Origin of the sequence: Shewanella sp. ECSMB14102, from assembly GCF_000813075.1 — a bacterium.
Classification (GTDB): domain Bacteria; phylum Pseudomonadota; class Gammaproteobacteria; order Enterobacterales; family Shewanellaceae; genus Shewanella; species Shewanella indica.
Map to the genome: position 1 here is coordinate 1 of NZ_JWGX01000070.1, position 16913 is coordinate 16913.

The window sequence follows — 16913 nt, forward strand, 5'->3', positions numbered from 1 at the left end:
GCGAGACTCAGATTTGATGCATTCCCGTACCAGAGATTTGGTTTTCTGGTGGTCAGGTTCAGCGACTATTGCTTGCCAGAGCCCTTTATAAAAGTCCTAAGTTGTTGTTTATGGATGAGGCCACCAGTCATTTGGATGTGATGAATGAAATACGTATAGGGGAGCAGATAAAGCAACTTGCCATGACCAGAGTCATTGTTGCACATCGTCCTGAAACTATTAAACAGGCAGATAGGGTATTGGTGATGCATATGGGCAACTTCATACCCCTGAATCTTTACAGCAGCAAGGAGCGTAGCTTGGTACTTAGGCAGTTTGGATTTACTTCACGGGAAAAGCTGCTTAAGTCAAAGGCACGGTCAAGGTTTTGAGGCCGACCGTGCCTTTGAAAGGTTGCTTGATGAGTTCATCAAGCAAACACAACTGAGAAGTTTAATGTAAGGAATGCATTATGCAAGAATTAACTATGACTGAAATTGAGCAGGTAATTGGTGGTTACTCCAGAGCCGAACTTGGTGCAGCAATTGTTGGGGGAGCATTGGCTGGTGGACTGTTTGGCTCTGTAGCGGGAGCTGGTATTGGGGCTGGGCCAGGTGCTCTTGCGGGTGGCATTTCTGGTGGCATTGCATATCTAGGTTCACAGTTATATCTCCAGATGATGAGATAGTTAATAAGGCGGGACTATGAAAAAAAACCGTACTTGGCTTATATTAATCGTAATGACCACAATAATTGGTGTGGCAGCTTCTTATTTAAGTTTTAATGAAGTTATCATTTTATCTCTATGTTTGGCTAGTCTCTCTATTTTTGTAGTAAAGGTATGCGATAAATATAATGTATAACGAGTAATGTATTGATTTTCATGTGATTTAAGGTGCGATATCTATATTTGATTCGCACCTTTTAAGGGGGTGGTATGATTGCTCGCGATTTTATTGATAAGTACTACGATTTCATAGGTAACTCAGATTACATGTCTATGCAAAATTTATGGTCAGATTCTTCGCCTTTAAAGTTATATATAGGTGAAAGCCATAAAAGTGTATTTGAGCGGTTTAAAATAAGGTGCGATATTTTATCCTTTGATTTACTTTATCAAGATGATGACATCATAGTTTTAAGGGATAAGGTTTTTTATCAGGCTGTTTTAGGTGATGGGTTTGTAAGCAATAATACAACAAGCTTGTGGGTTCTATCACGAACGGAAAAGCTTATTCTCAGTAATGCAACGATTAATGTTGAGTTTTTGGGGTAACCAGAATTCAAATAATAAGTGCACCACTCATGGTTAAACGGTTAGGAGAGATCAACTGCCTGTTGGTGATACTCTGTCGTCGCCAAACAAACATGAGTAGTTACCATGAATTACAAGCAGTTGATCGAGGGACAACGATACCAGATTGAGGCCAATTTACGCGAGGGTTTCAGTTATTGGGAGATGGGAAAACGTCTGAAAGTAAGTCACAGCACAATCAGCCGGGAAGTAAATCGCAATCGAATTCGGGATAACCATTACTTGCCGGAAGTCGCTCAGGCGAAGGCATTAAAACGCCGTAGTCAGTCCGCGAAGTCTAGAGTGCCTGGACTGACCATCACCTTTGTTGAGTTCGGTCTCAATGAGAAGTGGAGTCCGGAACAAATAGCTGGTGTCGGTAAAATCATCGGATATAACGTCAGTCACGAGTGTATTTATGGCTATGTCCAGCGTGATAAATTATGCGGCGGCAAGTTGTACAAACAGCTACGCCAGAGTCACCGAAGATACCGTAAAGGTAACCGCGCGAAGCGTGTGATTATCCCGAATCGCGTTGGCATAGAGCATCGTCCCGCTATCGTGAACAAGAAAAAAGCGGTGCGGAGACTGGGAAGCTGACACGGTTCTGGGCAAGCAAGGTACGGGCGCGATTGTCAGCCTGGTTGAGCGAAAAAGTAAGCTGTACCTGATACGCAAAGTGCCAGCGAAAAGCGCAGCCGATGTGGCTCGGGCAATGGTTAGCATGCTGTGGAAATATCGAGGCTATGAGCCGCTGGAGATGCGGGCTATGCAGAAGGGCAGATTATTGGAGCTTTCAGTGCGGCCTGGTTCTCAGGTGGAGCCGGGTCAGGCGCTCGGGCGCATAGCCGATGCCGGTCTGGACGCCAGCATTGACGAGTTACAGCGCCAGTTGGCCGAGCTGACACCGCCATCGCAGGCACAGGATCAGGCTATTTTGGGGCAACTTGAACAGCGGATATTGGTGGCTGAACAGGGAGTAAAGCGTCAGGATGAACTACTGTCGCAGTTTGAGTCATTCCGTAAGCAAGGGGTGGTTCCCACTGCAGATATGGCGGCAGTGATGCAAGCCCATACCAGTGCCAGAATGGCGCTGGAACAGGCCCGGGCTGAGTTGTTGCAGCAAAGGCAGTTGCAACAACAAGAACGGGAGGCTGGTGTAATAGCCCAGAGCCGCAACAGCCTGTTGTTAAAGCTGGCGGAGCTGCAAGCCAAACGTCAGCAATTGACCTTGCAGGCGCCGTTTGCCGGCCGGGTAGCCGATGTTTTGGTGCAGCGGGGGGAAGCCATAGCCGAGCAGCAGCCTATGCTTTGGTTATCGGGGCGGGCACAGCCTGTGGTGGTATGTTATCTGGCGCCTGAGTATCTTGACTATGTTGCTCAGGGGCAGCAGGCCAGTGTCAAATTGCCCAATGGCACCCTAATCCGCGCCGAAATCAAAGAGCCGACCCAGTTAGTGGGCAAGGTGCCCAAGCAGCTGTCCGGTCCTTTTGACGGGGACAAACCGGCACTCAAGATTACGCTTGCTTTGCATCAGAATCTGCCTTTGGCGATTGAGGGGGTTCCGGTAGAGGTGAGTTTCGATCGTTTCTGAGAAAAAGGCTTTCCCGACAAAAGAGGCGTGCGTGACGGGAAAGCGGGCAAAAAGTGTGGGCGGAGAAGTCACATGGTTCTTTGCCAAAGAGTTGCCCGGAGTGACTTGGGGAGATGCTCCGGGACGGTTGCACTATTTACTGTTTCGCTTTGCTTTGGGCCAGCGTTTGATACTTGGCGGCAAAGCGCAACAGATAGTCGGCGATATCCGGGTCGTCCCAGTCCAGATAGCCGCGGATAAAGCCGACTAAGTTCCCATTGGGATCAAAAACATAAGTCGCCGGAACCACATTGGCCGGCATGATCTTCTCTATCTCTTTTTTGCTGTCTATCCAGCTGTCATCCAACTTGAGTTCATGCTTGGCCAGAAAAGGTGCCACAGCAGCCGGATCTTCATCTATCGACAGCGGCACTATTTGGATACTGCTGCCCTGCAGTTTGCTGCGTAGCTTGGCCAGCGCCGGCATCTCACGCAGACAGGGTGGACACCAGCTGGCCCAAAGATTCAGCAGCACCATACGTCCTTGGTATTCAGCCAAGGTCTTGGGGTTACCCTGTAGATCGGCAAAGGTCACCTTGGCCACCTTTCTGGCGTGCTGCATTTCAACAAATTCACGCATAATCATAGGCTTGTTTGGTACAGGTTCCCCTGTGTGATAAGCCTTGTGCTGCATTATGCCCCCTTGGGCCGATAGCGGCAGCAATAGGGCGAGACATAGAAGCAAATAAGATCTCAAGATGGATTCTCCTGATCGTGTGGGGATGGATTGTTGCTGCGGCCGAAAAACAGCAGCATGCCGGGCAATACCAGTAACAAGATGACAGGTCCCAGCCATAGCAGTGCTGTGCCTGCGTTCAGCGAGGGTTGATAACGGATCTGCTCGCCATAGCGTTCTACCATAAATTCGAGGATCTGCTCCCGGCTCTTGCCCTGCTGCAGCATCAAGTAGATCTGTGCTTTGAGCTCACTGGCAATGGCGGTTTCCGACTCAAACAGGTTTTGGTTGGTGGCCATGGGGCAGCGCAGTTCTTTGGAAATATCTATGCTGAGACGGGCTATATCCATGTCGGTCGCCTGGGCTTCGGCGCAAGCAAAGCTGAGCCATAATCCAAGTAGCATTAGCTTAATCATGTTGAAGTCTCCCTGAGGCGGTTAATAAATCGGTTTGCGGCCGGCGTTGACGTCGGTTTCCGAGGGCCAGTAGGCCACCAATGGCCATCAAGGCACCACCGAGCCAGATCCAACTCACCAATGGTTTGATGCTGAGGCGCACCAAAAATTCTTCATCGCTCAGTTGGGTGCCCATGGAGACATAGAGATCACCAAAGGCCCCACGGTGGATAGCAGCCTGGGACAGTGACATGCCGTTGGAGTTGAATTCCTGGCGTTCCGGATAAAGGTAAGTAAGCAGTTGCTCATTGTGCTCTACCCGAATCACGGCCTGTTCACCTCTGTAGGCAGGTTTGTCCAGCAAGCGGGTTTGCTCATAGATAAAGGTGTAGTCACCCAGAATGCTGCCTTGGCCCGGCCCCATACGCAGCAGAGAGTGCTGCTCGAAACAACTGACTCCGGTCGCGCCCATGATGCTGATAAGAAGGCCGGTGTGAGCCAACAGCATGGGAATACTGCGGCGTTTGCCGGCAATCTGGCCCAGCGGCAACAGATAAAGCAGCAGAGTGCAGAGTAGAAAGAGGCTCATCGCACCGCCTGCCAGTAACCAAGGGTCGAGCCTGCCTTTAAAAAACAGCGCCAGTGCGGTCGCAATTACAGTGACCAGCGCCAGTAGCCCCAGGCGCCTCGGCGCCATATACGGCAGGGTGCTTATCGCCATGGGCAAGAGCAGCAGCGCCAGCATGGGCACAAACAGGGTATTAAAGTAGGGCGCCCCTACTGACAGACTTCCCAGGCCAATTGCCTGATAGAAAAGTGGGTAAAGGGTGCCCAGCAAGGTAGTCAGCGCCATGGTCAGCAGGATCAGGCTACCGAGCAACAGCTGACCGTCCCGGCCAAGTGGTGCCAGCTTGCCCGGCTGCCAGTGATGGCGACATCTGAGGCCAAATAGGGTGAATCCGGCGCCACCATAAAGTAGCAGTAACAGGAGTATGATGACTCCTCGCTCCGGATCGGCAGCAAACGCATGTACAGACTGAATAATGCCGGAGCGAACAATAAAGGTACCCAGCAGACACAGACTGAAGCCCAGCAGCACCAGCGCCAGGGCCGAGAGCTGGGCCAAGGGGTTGTGGTTTTTGATCAGCAAGCAGTGTAGCGCGCCTGTGGTCACCAGCCAGGGAATAAAGGCGGCATTTTCCACAGGATCCCAGAACCACCATCCGCCCCACCCCAATTCGTTATAGGCCCACCAGGAGCCCAGGGCATTACCTGCGGTGAGAAACACCCAGGTCAGCAGCAGATGGCGCTTGAGCCTGCCAAGGCGGGCGGCGCTGAACTTTTGGCTGACAAGCAATGCCAGCGCAATACAAAAACAGATCCCAAGGCCTGCATAACCGAGAAACAGCAGCGGCGGGTGCAGGATAAGGCCTATGTCCTGCAGCATGGGGCTGAGATCGCGTCCCTCTATCGGCACTTCCGGTAGTAGACGGGCAAAGGGGTTGGCGTACAGCAACATAAAGAAGATAAAGCCGCTGAGAATCGCTGAACAACTGCCGTGCAGCATCAACAGATAGTTGTGATCTTGCGAGCGCCTCTGTAGTCCCAGCCAGGCCCATAGTGCCATTACTGTCATCCAAAACAGCAAAGACCCTTCATGGCTGCCCCAAACTGCGGCCACTTTATAAAACAGCGGCAGGGCCGAGTTGGAGTTGTTGGCCACATAAGCCACAGAGAAGTCGTTGAGGATAAACGCCAGTGCCAGCATGAGTACGGCGCCGGTCAGCCCAAGCGCTTGCCCCAGCAACAGCGGTCGCAGCGGCCATTCGAACCGAGGAATGCGATATTTGAGCAGCGCAAGCAAGGCGCCAAATAAGGCACAACTGCCGCTCAGGATCAGCAGGAAGTGTCCCAGTTCGGGCAACATGGTGATGGAAAACATGGCCGCTCTCTTTTGTTTTGCCGGGAAGCCCCGGGAATGGATCTATGGCACTGAGACTAGGGTTATTACTTCTTTGGCTCTGTGATCTGTCACGCCTTTATTTGCCTATATTTGCCGGCGCGGCATTTTTCAATTTTCAGCCGGGGTTTTGAGGTTTTTTGAGAAGTGAAACGCTCAAAAAAAGAACTGAATAGTTCTGTGGTTGAAGATTAAAGTTATTGTTTTAAAAGATAAATGTAAGTTGTTGCTTTCTTGAGTTCTCAAGCGGGGGCGGGCTGTGCTCTGGCGCAGATTTTTGTCCTTGCACATATGAAGAATGAGTCGTGACCGGTCAAGCCGGCAATAACAAGTTCGTTTGTGAAATAACCGACGACAAATTCAGGAGTATATGATGAGACGATGGCAACAAAGGACAACACTCAGTATGTTGTTTTGTTTAACTGCCGTCAGCGGGGCTGGTGCGCTCGCGGCAGATAAACCAGGTCACGGCAATAAGCAGATGGGAGAGTCGGCACAAAAAGTGATCGCCAATCCCAACGGCATGGAAAAGGTAAACGGCGTCAAAACACTGCAGGATTATATCGTTCAGGAGAAAGAGCTGTTCGATTACCTGTTCCAGAATCACCCTGTGTTCAAGTATCAGGAAGAAGGCCGCCTCATTGGTATGTATAAGGTCAGTGACCGCGGTGAAGAATACATGGATCAAGGTAACAGCCAGAAGTACAGCAAACGGGTGGGACGCCCTTCTGCGGTGCAATATCGTTTGGCTGCCAAGTCTATTCTTGACTTCCCCAATAAGTTTGTTGGCCCTGAGAAGTGTGGTGAGTGTCATGCGGTGCAGTATGAGAAGTGGCAGCGTTCCCGTCACGCCCAGACCATACGTTTCCCCGGTGAGCATCCGGAAGTGGACAATGATCTGAAGAAAAAGCTGTATGGTTCTGATGCTTCCATATTGCCGGACGGCATTACTCCGGATGCTATTTACGCCACTGTAGGTACTCCAAGAACCAAGTATGGCTATATCGATAGCTTCCTGGTGCGTGGTTCCTACCACATTGAAGGCGGTCTGCTGAAAGATGGTACAGGTACCATGGTTGCCGGTGGTAACCAATTCTCCCGTGGTTGGGCCGAATGGTTGACCCCGGAAATGGCCAAGAAGATTCAGAAGGTTATTCCTGACTTCCCAACCAAGATGGAAGACTTCGGCGCCAGTGGTTCTCACCAGTGGGGTATGACCTCCTACGGTGCCAAGTATAAGAAAGAGTTCCTGTTCCAGCCTGCCAGCTCCTACTGCGAAGTGTGTCATAGCTTCAAGTTTGACTTCAAGAACAAGCAGGAATACCTGGATGCCCTTGGCGATCCCAAGAAACTGCAGGAACACACCATCAGCCGCGGTATCGCTTGTGAAGAGTGTCACGGCGCGGGTGGTCACCTGGACGGTGGTAACGGCGGCGGTATGCCTTCCAACTGTGAACGTTGTCACCAGCGTTTCAACTATATTGACGAACTGGCCGAAACCGAGCAAGGCAAGGAAAAGCTGGAATATGCCTTCAACGTCAAGATGAAGTCTTCTTGCCCATCTTGTGGTACCGAAGGTTCACAGATGTTCATGTCTTCTCACTATGACAAGGGCATGCGTTGTTCTACCTGTCACGATCCACATGAAGTAACAGGTAACGACTGGAAATCCGGTTACACCAAGCCAGCAATCAAGAAAGACTGTGTTGACTGTCACCAGGTTCAGGCCGAAATGGCTGCCAACACCGGCACTCACGCCAAGAACAGCTGTACCAGCTGTCACATGCCGAACATGGGTAGCTGTGAAAACTTCACCGCGATTCAATACCCGGATATGGCCGGCTTCGACGCAGTGCGTAAGTCTCACCTGTGGAAGATTGATGTCAGCCCCGATCGCAAGACTCTGAATCCTCCTGAAGGTCAACCTCGTAAGTCCACCACCAAAGGCTGGACTGTGGCTCAGGATGAGAATGGCCATGGCTATCTTGACCTGATGTGGACCTGTGCCCGTACCTCTATCTCTGACCACGACGTGGTTGAGCGTAAGGGTTGTCACAGCCAGTTCCAGTCCGAGCTGAGCAAGGGCCTGCACTTCAAGGATCAGAAAGAGATCTACGGCAAGGTCATGAAGTGGCAGACACCTGTCAAAGACAGCCTGGCGAAAGTGGAAGATGCGCTCAAGCGTGTCGATCGCAAGGTCGCCAAGAACAAACTGTCTATCGAAGACAAGACTCAGGTACTGCTGTTGACCGACAAGGCTCGCGACATAGTCGAGTTTATTCGTAAAGACGGTTCCTGGGGTGTTCACGCCCCCCGTTATGCCCGCAAGCGTATGGATGCAGCGGTCACTTATGTGACTCAGGCTGAAGCCATTGCTGACGGCAAAGGCACCAAGACAGCCTCGCTGTAATTTGGCAACTCAGGCTCCGGGCGCTCGTCCGGAGCCTTTAATGGAGGATAAAGATGCGAGTTCGACTCTCATTGAAACAGGCGCTGAAACAGTCCCTGCTGCCGCTGGCATTTATGGTTGCGGCACCGGCGGTGCTGGCAGGCGGTGGCGGAGATCTGGTTCCGGCTCCCTACCACGAAGAGATACTCAACCAGATCTCCATGCGTGAGGCCGAGATGCTGCTCAGCCAGCCCGGGGTGATCTTCTATGACGTCAACACCCTGGAGATATGGGGTGATGGCTTCATTCCCGGTGCCATCTACTTCAACGTCAATAACTGGAAGACCTTGTTGCCGGAAAACAAGGACACCACCATGGTGTTTTACTGTGCCAACCGCCTCTGTACTGCCAGCAACGTGGCCGCCAGAGAGGTGATGAAACTGGGTTATACCGATGTCAGACAGATGCCGGATGGTATCTATGGCTGGCGCATCTCGGGACGACCGATTGAGCGTCCTTGAGAATAGATTATTTGGGCATTAAATTTAGAAATTGCAGGATGAAAACCATGAAATTACAAAAACTTGCTACTACTATTTCCCTCTCTCTTTGTCTGAGCCTGCCCGCACTGGCGGCAGACTTGAAGACGGAGACAGACAAGACCTCCTACGCTCTGGGTGCCTCTGTAGGCAACTATATATCGGGCCAGGTTTATCAACAGTTGGAGCTGGGCGCCGAAGTCAATATGGAGCTGCTGGTTACCGGCTTTACCGATGCGCTTAAAGACAAGCAGCAACTGACAGATGAACAGATCCTGGATCTACTGAATCAACGCGCCATCGTACTCAATGAAGAAAGAGAGGCCCGCTTCGATAAACTGGCTGAGGATAACCTCAAGGCCGGCGAAGCTTTCCTGGCCGAGAACAAGAAAAAGTCCGGCGTTAAGGTCACCGACAGTGGCTTGCAGTACGAAGTGCTGAGCATGGGTAAGGGCAAGAAGCCTAATCCTGAAGATGTGGTGACGGTCAACTATGTCGGCAAGCTTATCGACGGCACAGTATTTGAGGACAGCAGTACCAACAAGGCCGCCGGTCGTTTTGCGCTGATGACAGTGATCCCCGGCTGGGAAGAGGGCCTGAGACTCATGCCCGAAGGCTCCAAGTTCCGTTTTGTGATCCCTGCCAAGCTGGCCTATGGCGAGCAGGCTCCCGGGGTGATCCCGCCGCAGGCCACTCTGGTGTTTGAAGTCGAGCTGGTCAAGGTCGAGCAGCCGGGTAAAGACAGCAAGTATCCAATGCCTGGCCACGGTTGACAGGAGGCGTTATGGCTAACCCGCTTTGGTTGGGACTGGCCCTGCTGAGTCTGGCATTTATGAGCCTGTTTGCCCTTTATCAGTGGCAAACCTGCCGCGGAGACAGGGGCGTACCGGCTCTATGGCACTGGAGTCTGTTGCCGCTGCTGATCATAGGTTTGAGTCTTGGGACTTACTCCTATACCGGCCGTTATAACGATTGGCAGTTGGCCGAGGCCGACGACAGCATAGATTATCTGTTGGCTGCCGAAATTGTCCGGCTTCGGCGCGCCAGTGCCGAGGCGCCACAAGACACCAGCCTGATGCAACAGCTGGCGCAGGCCTATGTGCGCGGCGGCATGTATCTGGATGCGGTAGCTACCTTGAAGCAGCAGTTGCAACTTCAGGGCAAGAGTGCCGCCTTACTGGGGCAGTTGGCCGAAGCCGCCTATTACCGAGATCAACGCCAGTGGCTGCCGGAATCCCAGGATTGGGTCGAACAGGCCCTGGCGCTGGATAACGCCGATCCCGGTACCAGGTTGTTGCTGGCCAATGATGCCTTCCTTAACCAAAGATATGCCGAGGCTATAGGCCATTGGCAACTGCTGCTCGACAGTAGCAATGAGCAGTTGGACCGTGAGGCGTTGCAATATGCCATTGCCAACGCCCGCAGCCGACTCGAATGATTTTTTCAACCCTCGCCCAATGGGTTGTCCCTGCAAGGCCCCGGCGAGGTGTTGAATCTGTTGATTGGAGAGAAAGATGAAAAAGACACTTTTGGCTATCGCTATTCCCATCCTGTTAATGGGGCTGTCCGGATGCTCTCCGGCGCAGAGCCACAATCAGGAAACTCACGCCCAGCATCTGGAACAGCATGACAAGTGCCATATGTGCGGCATGATGATCACCAAATACCCTGGACCCAAGGGGCAACTTATGCTCAAAGACAGTGATGCTGTGCCCAAGTTCTGCTCCAGCCGTGACATGTTCAGCTTTGCGTTGCAACCGGAAAACCAGCGCAGAATCAAGGCTATGTTTGTCCATGACATGGGTACTACCGACTGGGAACAGCCGGATGACAACGCCTTTATCGATGCTACCACTGCTTGGTATGTTTATGGCACCAGCAAGAAGGGAGTGATGGGGCCGGCGGTTGCACCATTTTCAACCAAGGAAGCGGCGCAGGCTTTCGCCGAAGCCTGGGGTGGCCGGGTACTGGCCTATGAGGAGATCACCTTGGAACTGCTGGAAGGAGCCGACTGAGGTTGATGTTACGCACCCTGCTGGCCCTGATGCTGCTCTCGTTTGGCTGCCTTGGCAGCCAAAACCCGCTGCAGGCACGTATAGATGCACTGAGAGAAGGCGAGGTACTGACTCTCTCTGCCGCCGAGTATGTGGGGCCGCTGATGATCGACAAGGCGATCGCCATTGTCGGCGAGCCCGGCACTATAATCGATGCCGGTGGTAAAGGTAGCGCCGTGACCATCAAGGCTGCAGGCGTGCGCCTGCAGGGGCTTGAGATACGTAACTGGGGCAGCGATCTCTATGAACATGATTCCGGGGTGCGTCTGTTGCCGGGGGCCGATGATGTCCGCTTGTTGCAGCTTGAGCTGTCTGGGCCTGGATTTGGCATTCATGGCGAGCAGCTCAAGCGTCCGGAAGTGGAATATTGCCGTATCAGCGGTGACGACAGGCGTTATCTGCTGGACAGAGGTGACGGCATCTTTCTCAAATATGTTGAGGCCCCCGAACTGCACCACAATCAGATAGCTTCGGTGCGCGACGGTATTTATCTGGAAAACGTCGACGCCAGCCAGGTCAGCCACAATCAATTCAGCCTCCAGCAATATGGCATTCACTACATGTACACCCGCAATGACAGCGCCTGGAACAACAACGCCAAATGGTTACAGGGTGGCTATGCGCTGATGAGCTCCAAGGGGATCACCCTGGAACATAATCAAGTCAGCGCCGCAATCGATTTTGGTATCTTGCTCAATGTGACTCAGCAGAGCGAGGTGCATCATAACCGGGTGACGACTATTCACAACCCCAAGGGCGATCCCGCTATTGCCAGTGAAGGTAAGGGGCTGTTTATCTATGGTGCCGCCGACAACCGCATCAGCCATAACCATTTCAGTGACAGTGATACCGGCATAAGTGTCGCTTTGGGCGGTGAAGGTAATAGCCTGTGGCGCAACAACATAGAAAACAATCTGACTCAGGTGCGTTACGTCGGCAGTAAGTCGCAGGAGTGGAGCCTTATGGGACAGGGTAATTATTGGAGCAGTTATCAGGGCTGGGATCTCGATGGTGATGACATAGGTGATACTCCCTATCTGCCCAACGATGCCCTGGACAGGCTGTTTTGGCTTTATCCAGAGGCCAGATGGTTGATGGACAGCCCAGTGGTGCTCCTGCTGCGCTGGCTGCAGCGCCAGTTGGCTCTGGCCGAGGATATCGGCATTCGCGACAGTTTTCCTTTGCTGCAACCCATTGAGATTCAGACGAAGCGAGAAATGACAACCAATTCGCAACCGAGTGACGAGGAGACCCGCTATGCCCAGCATTGATTGTCGGCAACTGGCCTATGTTCGTGGCGACAGGCCTGTGCTGGAGAATATCAGTTTGCAGCTGCCCCAGGGTAAGTTACTGGCGCTGCTGGGCCATAATGGTGCCGGCAAATCGACCCTGATCAAACTGCTGTTGGGGCTGCTTAAACCTGCCGGTGGCGAGCTGAAGATTCTCGGTAAGGCCGCCGGTGAAAGCCCTATGCAGGTGGGGTATCTGCCGGAGAATGTCAGTTTCTACGACAATATGCCTTTGGGCGAACTGCTGAATTATTTTGCCGGGCTCAAGGGTATAGACGCGGCCAGGGTCAAAGAGCTGCTGGTTGAGTTTGAACTGGATGGCTTGGTGAAACGCAGGTTGGGACAGTGCTCCAAGGGGCAAAGACAGCGACTTGGGTTGGCGCAGGCACTACTGAGCCGCCCCAGATTACTGTTGCTCGATGAACCGACAGTAGGCCTGGACCCCTCGGCCTCGGCACTCATGTATGCTCAATTGGCGGCGCTGAAACAGCAGGGCTGCACCATAGTGGTTTGCACCCATGAGCTGGCTTTGGTTGAGCCGCATCTTGATTTGGCGCTCATGTTGGCAAATGGCCGGATGCGGGCGTTGGGAAGCTTGGATAACCTGAGGCAAGAGGCTGACTTACCACAAGAGATCCTGTTGCCATCTCGGCTGGAGCTCAGTGGCGATCCCGTGCTGGGGCCGAGTTTTTCCGCTGGCCGGTTGAAACTGGCTAAGGCCAGCGTGCCGGATGCGATAGCCGTACTGACGGAGCAATACCGCTGCTTTGACTTTCAGTTGCCTCCGGCCTCGCTCGGTGAACTATTTCATCATTTTATGGCACCGTCTGACTCAAATCGCCGAAATGTTGCGCCCAAAAGATTCGGGGAGGCCGCCTGATGCAACTGGTCAGAGAAAATGAAGCATTGACATCTCAGCGGCCTAATCCGTTATTTATTGTAGCCGCCAAAGAGTTCAAAGATTGCCTGCGGAGCCGCTGGCTGCAAACGGCTTGCTGTTTATTTGCCCTGTTGGCGGCGGCAGTTATTTTCGGCGCCGGGGCCTTAGGCGGTGAGTTTCGCTGGCAGGCGCTGCCGCAGCTGTTCAATTCTCTTTTAACCTTAAGTGTCTTCCTGGTGCCGCTGCTGGCGCTGCTATTGAGTTTCGATGCCGTGGTAGGGGAGGCCGAAGCCGGCACCTTGTTATTACTGCTGACTTACCCTTTGAGCCGCAGTCAGTGGTTGGCCGGTAAACTGATGGGGCAGGGCGGCGCCTTGCTGCTGGCTTTGTTGCTGGGGTTTGGCTTGCCTTTGGGGTTACTGCCGCTACTGGCTCAGGAATACCGTACAGTTGAGTTACCCGCGGCTCTGACCCTTTTGCTGGCCAGCGCCTGGTTGCTCGGGTTGGTGTTTATGCTGTTAGGCTACTGGGTCAGCATGCAGGTTAAACAGAAGGCTCAGGCACTGGCGCTGCTAATGCTGCTTTGGCTGCTGCTGGTGCTGCTCTATGATCTGGCCTTACTGGTATTGGCCGTGGTAGCGGCCGATACCCTTGGTCAGGCGGGATTGCAGTGGCTGATGCTGCTGAACCCGGCCAGTGTGTTTCGGCTGCTCAATCAAAGTGTTCTGGGCTTGGCCAGTGGTGTGCCGACCTGGCCCTGGTTACTGGGAATACTCTTTGGCTGGCTGTTGTTGTTATCTTGGCTGTGCCGCTACAGTTTTCAGCGTCGGCCACTTTAAATCTGCTATTGGAGTCTGCTGTATTAGATATTTTTGTTTAACAAAAACAAATTGTTAATTGATATAGCTGTCACATTCTATCTGTTGCACTCAGGTTAAACTCATAACCTATCCTCAGGCCCCCATTGATGGGGGCAGTCAAATCTTCTGGAGTGACTTTTCGGAGTGCCAATGCAACAGCTGACTCCCTATTTGGCGTTGGATACCAAGGCAAAACACTTGCTGGATCAACGCGATGGTTCAGAAATCGTCCTGTCGTTTTCTGAGGCTCAGGTATTGTCACACCTGTTATCTGCCCCGGGAAACGTGTTTGGAAAAGAAGAATTGCTGGCTGTAGGTTGGCCGGAGCGGGTGGTGGCGCTGACCTCTCTGACTCAATGCATCAGTATTCTCAGAAAAAAGCTGGAACCCTATCCTGAAATTCAGCTCAAGACGGTTGCCCGCCGTGGCTATCAGCTGAATATTTCCGAGCAGTCGCACGTGCATATGCTGGCTATCTCAGATGGTGAAGCTATCCGCACTGCCTTGGTGAGTGTGTCGCTCAAGATAAAGCTCCTGGGGATTTTGTTGTTGTTGGGGCTGGTGGGCTTCTTCTGGTACTACAGTGACTATCATGAGATGGTCAAGCAGGTGAGCCATTGGCGGGCCGACAAGCAGTTGCCCTTGAATGTGGGCGGCACGCTGGCCTCGGCGCAGTTGTTTTACAGCGATGAGGCCAAGCAGCTGCATCCTTCCATGTGGCAAAAGCACCTGACGCCTGAGGGAAATCAGATCCCCGGATTGAAGCATTTCAGCGCTTATGCCTCTTCGGATGGGCGTAATTACTCCTTTGCCATCTGTCCCAGTGCCGATGAAACCGGCTGTGACGGCGATGGTATCATCAATATCACCGCCATAGATCCCAAACCTGCCGGTCTTAGCATGAAGGAGTTTGTGCCCCTGAGTAAGGAGATGGAGCGACGGATCCGCTACAACCGTATTATTTTGCCACCGGCGGTAGACAATGCCGAGTTGGTTGAGCACAACTACCATGCGGATATCTATTTCCCGGTTGCCGGTGAACTCTTGGTGCGTACCGATCTCAGCCTATCCTTGGTTTACGACAGTAAAGACTCGGGGCAGTTTTATTCATCGGCTTGTGTTACCGATCAGGATTGCATCACCACACCGATAAAGTATCAACTGCGGGGCCATTTTCACCAGTACCGCACTGAGATTTCCGGCACCTTGGTGGATGTGTTCCAGGTGAAAGTGAATCAGAAAGAGCTCATCAAGCCGGACAATGTCAGTGACTCAGCGATGCACTTCTACCGCGAGATCCGTAAAGACGATATCCGTGATGAGGAGATCTACTACTTCCGGGTCTATCAGGATCACAAGACAGCGGTTTGGATAGTGCCGCAGATGGGTAATTTGCTGGCCTGGACCACTTACAGTGAAGTGAAACTCTGAGCCGATAAGGTTACTTTACTACCATCACAGGGCACTTGGCCTTGTTGATAATCTCCTCGGCGACACTGGGCAGCAGCCAATGGGCCAGCGCAGTGCGTTGATGACAGCCGAGAACTATCATGCCGACATTGGCGCTCTCGGCCTCTTCGAGGATTTGGCCGGCAGCGCTGCCGCGGCGGATAAGCACCTCGAGCTGCTGCTCTGGATGCAACTGCTGCAACAGAGCTTGGATTTTTTCTGAAGCATAGGCCTGCATATGTTGCTGCAACTGCGCTTGGGTCACGGCCACTATGCCGAAGTTCTCTTCGTGATGGGGTAGAGTGGTAATGTCTTCGCCATAGGCTTTGCTTATCACATGCAGCAGCCTCAGCTTCACTTTATAGAGCGCCGCCAACTCTATGGCATATTCCAGGGCGTGTTCGGATTCTTCAGAGAAGTCGACCGGACAGAGGATTTGTCGGGTACGCATGATGCATCTCCTTTTACTCGGCGTTGGCCATTTCTTTAAGTTTAAGCCAGTCTTGGCCAGGTACAAATCTGGCGTTCAGGGGAGATATTCGCTGGTGCCTCATGCTGTTTGATGGCCTTGATGATTGTTCTTCGGTGTAACGTTTCTTCATGTTGAGATCTCCATTGGCTCTAGTGTATTGGAAATCTCATCAATGTCATGGTCTTAAATTCGGGGTCTGGAGGATCCCCTCATAATTCGGGCCTCCCAGAGGTGTTAACCAGTTTAAGAAATTCACCCCAAGCCCAGCGAAAATGCGATTCTTTGATTGAGTATTCCGGACGTCGTCTCACTTCTTTGCCGAGTCTGAGCACAGATAGCACGTTTCTGTCACGTATCGTATTGGCTTGAAATCTCCGCTGCCATCCCAGATGCCTGTCTGCCAGACCGATGCACCAAAGCAGGATTTCTGCCAACAAAGCTATCAGCAACAACACATCATAACGGCGTGGACAACGACTGCGGCTTTGCCTGAGTCCCATGCCGTATTGGGGACTTTTGAGGTCGCGAAAGGTTTCTTCTATCTGCATCCGTCTGGCATAAAGTTTGACCACCTGCGTTGACGAGAACGCCTCCGTAGGCAAGTTGGTTGCCAGTAACCAAGGCTCTTTACTGCCAAGACGGTAACTTTGTTGTGCCGTATGATTGCGTCCTGCTTTGGATGACCGCTTGTCGGCTCGATGTTTCGGCGCAGCCTTGTACAGATGTAAATGACAGCACATAGGCGATTTTCGTCCCAGTTTTACGTAACCAATATGCCGGGCTTTCGCCGTGGCGGAGGGATAAAGCGACTTATTCGACTGCCATTGGGCATGATTGGCCAGGAGAAAGCCGACATTCCCACGGACACGGCCAAGCCAAAACCAACCATATCGTTCCACCTCCCGAAACTAGGTATTGCGGTAACCCGCATCGGTGACAATCAGTGGACACACATGGGACGGCAGCACCTGTGCCAACTCAGCCAAGAAGGCGTTATGGCTGCGGGGAGCATTGTAGTCGGCAAACTTGAAAGTACGCTCATAC

General features: G+C 52.5%; 16 protein-coding genes and 3 pseudogenes. 14 read left to right on the top strand and 5 right to left on the bottom strand.

What is annotated here, in order from left to right; translation table 11 throughout:
* Positions 1-41: 41 nt before the first annotated feature.
* From RC73_RS18715 to RC73_RS21525, 5 genes and pseudogenes are all read left to right on the top strand, one after another.
* Positions 42-371, top strand: a pseudogene (locus RC73_RS18715) (ATP-binding cassette domain-containing protein); the annotation flags it as partial.
* An 80-nt stretch (positions 372-451) separates the two neighbouring features.
* Positions 452-667 (top strand): Blp family class II bacteriocin, encoded by a 216-nt coding sequence (locus RC73_RS19965; protein WP_052248293.1) that lies wholly within the window; start codon positions 452-454, stop codon positions 665-667.
* A 249-nt stretch (positions 668-916) separates the two neighbouring features.
* On the top strand, positions 917-1255 hold the full coding sequence (locus RC73_RS18720; protein ID WP_039036053.1) for a hypothetical protein: 339 nt from the start codon (positions 917-919) through the stop codon (positions 1253-1255).
* Positions 1256-1360: 105 nt separating this feature from the next.
* Positions 1361-2015: pseudogene (locus RC73_RS20925) on the top strand (IS30 family transposase); the annotation flags it as partial.
* A gap of 345 nt (positions 2016-2360) precedes the next feature.
* Positions 2361-2867, top strand: coding sequence for an HlyD family efflux transporter periplasmic adaptor subunit (locus tag RC73_RS21525; RefSeq protein ID WP_251767440.1), 507 nt, complete (start codon positions 2361-2363; stop codon positions 2865-2867).
* 136 nt (positions 2868-3003) lie between these two features.
* Here RC73_RS21525 and RC73_RS18735 read toward each other — a convergent pair whose 3' ends face one another.
* Genes RC73_RS18735 through RC73_RS18745 form a run of 3 tightly spaced genes read right to left on the bottom strand, consistent with a single transcriptional unit; the run spans position 3004 to position 5919 of the window.
* Complete coding sequence (locus tag RC73_RS18735) at positions 3004-3603, bottom strand: TlpA family protein disulfide reductase (RefSeq protein WP_039036054.1); 600 nt, start codon at positions 3601-3603, stop codon at positions 3004-3006.
* Positions 3600-3998 carry a cytochrome c-type biogenesis protein gene (locus tag RC73_RS18740; protein WP_052248294.1) on the bottom strand — a complete coding sequence of 133 codons (399 nt, stop codon included), beginning with the start codon at positions 3996-3998 and terminating at the stop codon, positions 3600-3602. Before RC73_RS18740 ends, RC73_RS18735 begins: the two co-directional genes overlap by 4 nt.
* Positions 3991-5919 (bottom strand): heme lyase CcmF/NrfE family subunit, encoded by a 1929-nt coding sequence (locus tag RC73_RS18745; RefSeq protein WP_052248295.1) that lies wholly within the window; start codon positions 5917-5919, stop codon positions 3991-3993. Before RC73_RS18745 ends, RC73_RS18740 begins: the two co-directional genes overlap by 8 nt.
* 391 nt (positions 5920-6310) lie before the next feature.
* Here RC73_RS18745 and RC73_RS18750 point away from each other — a divergent pair, with 391 nt between their 5' ends.
* The 9 genes from RC73_RS18750 (at position 6311) to RC73_RS18790 (ending at position 15379) form a co-directional block, all read left to right on the top strand.
* Positions 6311-8347, top strand: a complete 2037-nt coding sequence (locus tag RC73_RS18750; protein WP_039036055.1) for a cytochrome c — start codon at positions 6311-6313, stop codon at positions 8345-8347.
* A gap of 113 nt (positions 8348-8460) precedes the next feature.
* Entirely contained in the window at positions 8461-8847 is a 387-nt protein-coding gene (locus tag RC73_RS18755) for a rhodanese-like domain-containing protein (RefSeq protein ID WP_226684573.1), read from the top strand.
* A 38-nt stretch (positions 8848-8885) separates the two neighbouring features.
* Positions 8886-9638, top strand: a complete 753-nt coding sequence (locus RC73_RS18760; protein WP_039036057.1) for an FKBP-type peptidyl-prolyl cis-trans isomerase — start codon at positions 8886-8888, stop codon at positions 9636-9638.
* Between the two features lie 11 nt (positions 9639-9649).
* Positions 9650-10303, top strand: a complete 654-nt coding sequence (locus RC73_RS18765; protein ID WP_039036058.1) for a tetratricopeptide repeat protein — start codon at positions 9650-9652, stop codon at positions 10301-10303.
* Positions 10304-10379: 76 nt separating this feature from the next.
* On the top strand, positions 10380-10880 hold the full coding sequence (locus RC73_RS18770) for a nitrous oxide reductase accessory protein NosL (RefSeq protein WP_039036059.1): 501 nt from the start codon (positions 10380-10382) through the stop codon (positions 10878-10880).
* Positions 10881-10885: 5 nt separating this feature from the next.
* Positions 10886-12190, top strand: coding sequence for a nitrous oxide reductase family maturation protein NosD (gene nosD, locus RC73_RS18775; RefSeq protein WP_052248297.1), 1305 nt, complete (start codon positions 10886-10888; stop codon positions 12188-12190).
* Positions 12177-13088, top strand: a complete 912-nt coding sequence (locus tag RC73_RS18780) for an ABC transporter ATP-binding protein (protein WP_052248298.1) — start codon at positions 12177-12179, stop codon at positions 13086-13088. The genes nosD and RC73_RS18780 overlap by 14 nt, the downstream gene beginning before the upstream one ends.
* Positions 13088-13927, top strand: a complete 840-nt coding sequence (locus RC73_RS18785) for an ABC transporter permease subunit (RefSeq protein ID WP_052248299.1) — start codon at positions 13088-13090, stop codon at positions 13925-13927. The genes RC73_RS18780 and RC73_RS18785 overlap by 1 nt, the downstream gene beginning before the upstream one ends.
* Positions 13928-14098: 171 nt before the next feature.
* On the top strand, positions 14099-15379 hold the full coding sequence (locus tag RC73_RS18790; RefSeq protein WP_039036060.1) for a winged helix-turn-helix domain-containing protein: 1281 nt from the start codon (positions 14099-14101) through the stop codon (positions 15377-15379).
* Positions 15380-15389: 10 nt separating this feature from the next.
* Here RC73_RS18790 and RC73_RS18795 read toward each other — a convergent pair whose 3' ends face one another.
* Together RC73_RS18795 and RC73_RS18800 are read right to left on the bottom strand one after the other, a co-directional pair.
* The gene (locus RC73_RS18795) at positions 15390-15848 is read right to left on the bottom strand and encodes a universal stress protein (protein ID WP_039036061.1); all 459 of its coding nucleotides are present in this window, start codon (positions 15846-15848) and stop codon (positions 15390-15392) included.
* Positions 15849-16078: 230 nt separating this feature from the next.
* Positions 16079-16913: pseudogene (locus RC73_RS18800) on the bottom strand (IS4 family transposase); the annotation flags it as partial.